Source organism: Paenibacillus sp. OT2-17, from assembly GCF_009827695.1.
GTDB lineage: Bacteria > Bacillota > Bacilli > Paenibacillales > Paenibacillaceae > Paenibacillus > Paenibacillus polymyxa_B.
In genome coordinates this window covers 1-2,037 of the sequence record NZ_WUDQ01000629.1, presented here as the reverse complement: position 1 = coordinate 2,037, position 2,037 = coordinate 1, and the positions used below count along the sequence as shown (strand labels likewise).

The following is a 2,037-nucleotide window of genomic DNA, read 5'->3' as shown; positions in this document are numbered from 1 at the left end:
TCGAATTAATTCAGCATCGCTTCACCAAAACATCCAAAGCTGTCATCGAGAAACGTTATCCGAAAACCAAGCTGGAGATGGACATAGAGAAACGCAAGAAAAAATGGGGCCGCTGGGGACAAAACAAATATGTTTATCCCGATGAACAGCAAAATGCACTGCGAGAGTTTATCACAGAGCGCATTTTTGAACATTTCCCTTTAAGTCGTATTGAATATTTCACATAACTAGCATCCAATCTGGGGTAATCCGTTGTAAAAATAGCGTTACATCGGTCATATGATCCGTTACCAGTAAAATGCCCGTAATAACTAGTAGTATGCCACCTGTCTTGATGAGGATGGAGGTATAGCGAGAGGATAGTCGTACAGAGCCTACCAGCAAAGCTAATACAAAAAATGGAATCGCAAAGCCAAGCGCATAGCCTGTAATCAGTTTGAACCAAATGTGATGCTCTACTGCCGCCAAAGCGATAATAGCTGTTAGCATGGGACCGATACAGGGCGACCAGCCTGCCGCAAATCCAATTCCGATTACAAAGGAACCGGCGTACCCGGCAGGCTTCCATGTCCAGCGAAGCTTATGCTCCCTCATTAGAATCAAAGGACGCACCACACCAAGAGATACCAGCCCCATTAGTAAAATAAGTGATCCCGCTACCACTCTTAGCGTATCCCCATAATTGGCAAACCATTCTCCAAGCAACCCGACACTTGCACCCAGTGAATAGAAAACGACCGAAAAGCCCAATACAAAAGCAAGCGTATGTCCCATCGTACGATAACGAACCTCAGCCTTGTGCCGTCCTTCAGCCAGTTCACGCGCAGACATCCCTGTCATATACGATAAATAAGATGGATACAGCGGTAAACAACACGGTGAAAAAAAAGAAACCAGTCCGGCTATGATCGCCAATCCAGCGTTGATATTTGTCATCATCATTTCCTCCCACCTGTCTTAAGTGAACACAAGCAAACAAGCCCTGCCTACTAAAACATACGTATAGCGGGAGCAAAATATGATGCAAGCCAAAAAGCGCATGCCCAGGAAGAATAATTCCCGGACATACGCTCATTACGCTCTTTTATTTTTACATAGCGTTCTACTTTACAACCGCACCATTCGGCATACCTTCCGGTACGGTGGCCAGCGTAAGCTGATCTCCATGTGATGCTGCCAAAATCATACCTTGCGACAGCTCTCCCCGAAGTTTTACTGGCTTCAGATTGGTCACACAGATCACCTTGCGCCCAATGATATCTTCAGGTGTATAAAACTTCGCAATCCCTGATACTACTTGCCGCTGCTCATAACCAAGGTCAAGCTGGAGCTTCAATAGTTTATCGGCCTTCTTCACAGGCTCGCAGGCGACGACCTGAGCAACGCGCAGTTCCACCTTGGCAAAATCCTCAATGCCAATCTCTTCCTTTGCCTCCGGTGCTTCCTGACTCGTCTCAGATGCATTCTGCGGTTGAGCTTGTGTCGTAGCTTCCTCCGGCTTCTTACCTCCAGTCATCGCTTCCACGATATAAGCAACCTCTTGCTCTGAATCCAGACGCGGGAAGATCGGATTACCTTTGACCAGCTGCGTTCCTTCCGGAATACGACCAAATTGCTTGCCGCTATCCCATGTAGTCAACTCACCTTGGCTAATACCGAGCTGTTCCCAAATTTTATGAGGAGCACGGGTTAAGAATGGCTGGAGCAAGATGGAAGCGATGCGCAAGCTTTCTACCAAATGCAACATAACAGATGACAATTCGCGACGTTTTGCCTCATCCTTAGCCAAATTCCATGGTTGCGTCTCGTCAATATACTTGTTGCTACGGCTAATAAATTGGCTAATCGCCGTTAATGCCACGGAAAACTCCATGTTTTCCATAGCTTCTTCTACTTTACTATAAGTCGATGTTGCCATGTCTTCCAAAGCTCCGTCGAATGCTGTTACATTCGCTTCATAAGCTGGAACCTTACCATCAAAATATTTATCTACCATCGCCACGGTACGATTCAACAAGTTGCCCAGATCATTTGCCA

3 protein-coding genes are annotated in these 2,037 nt (G+C 46.3%); 1 reads left to right on the top strand and 2 read right to left on the bottom strand.

Going from position 1 to position 2,037, the window contains the following annotated elements:
* Positions 1-227 (top strand): spore photoproduct lyase family protein (locus GRP75_RS25455; protein ID WP_337194270.1); only part of this gene is annotated, 227 nt, incomplete at its 5' end.
* Here the strand turns inward: GRP75_RS25455 and GRP75_RS25450 are convergent.
* Both GRP75_RS25450 and metG read right to left on the bottom strand, forming a co-directional pair.
* Positions 220-936, bottom strand: coding sequence for a cytochrome c biogenesis CcdA family protein (locus tag GRP75_RS25450; RefSeq protein ID WP_202404309.1), 717 nt, complete (start codon positions 934-936; stop codon positions 220-222). The two genes, GRP75_RS25455 and GRP75_RS25450, sit on opposite strands and share 8 nt — an antisense overlap.
* A gap of 166 nt (positions 937-1,102) precedes the next feature.
* Positions 1,103-2,037 (bottom strand): methionine--tRNA ligase subunit beta (metG, locus tag GRP75_RS25445; protein ID WP_160790716.1); only part of this gene is annotated, 935 nt, incomplete at its 5' end.

What these genes read in the sequence shown, in the direction of transcription:
- GRP75_RS25450 (WP_202404309.1), bottom strand. Translation starts at nt 936, where the DNA reads ATGACAAATATCAACGCTGGATTGGCGATCATAGCCGGACTGGTTTCT.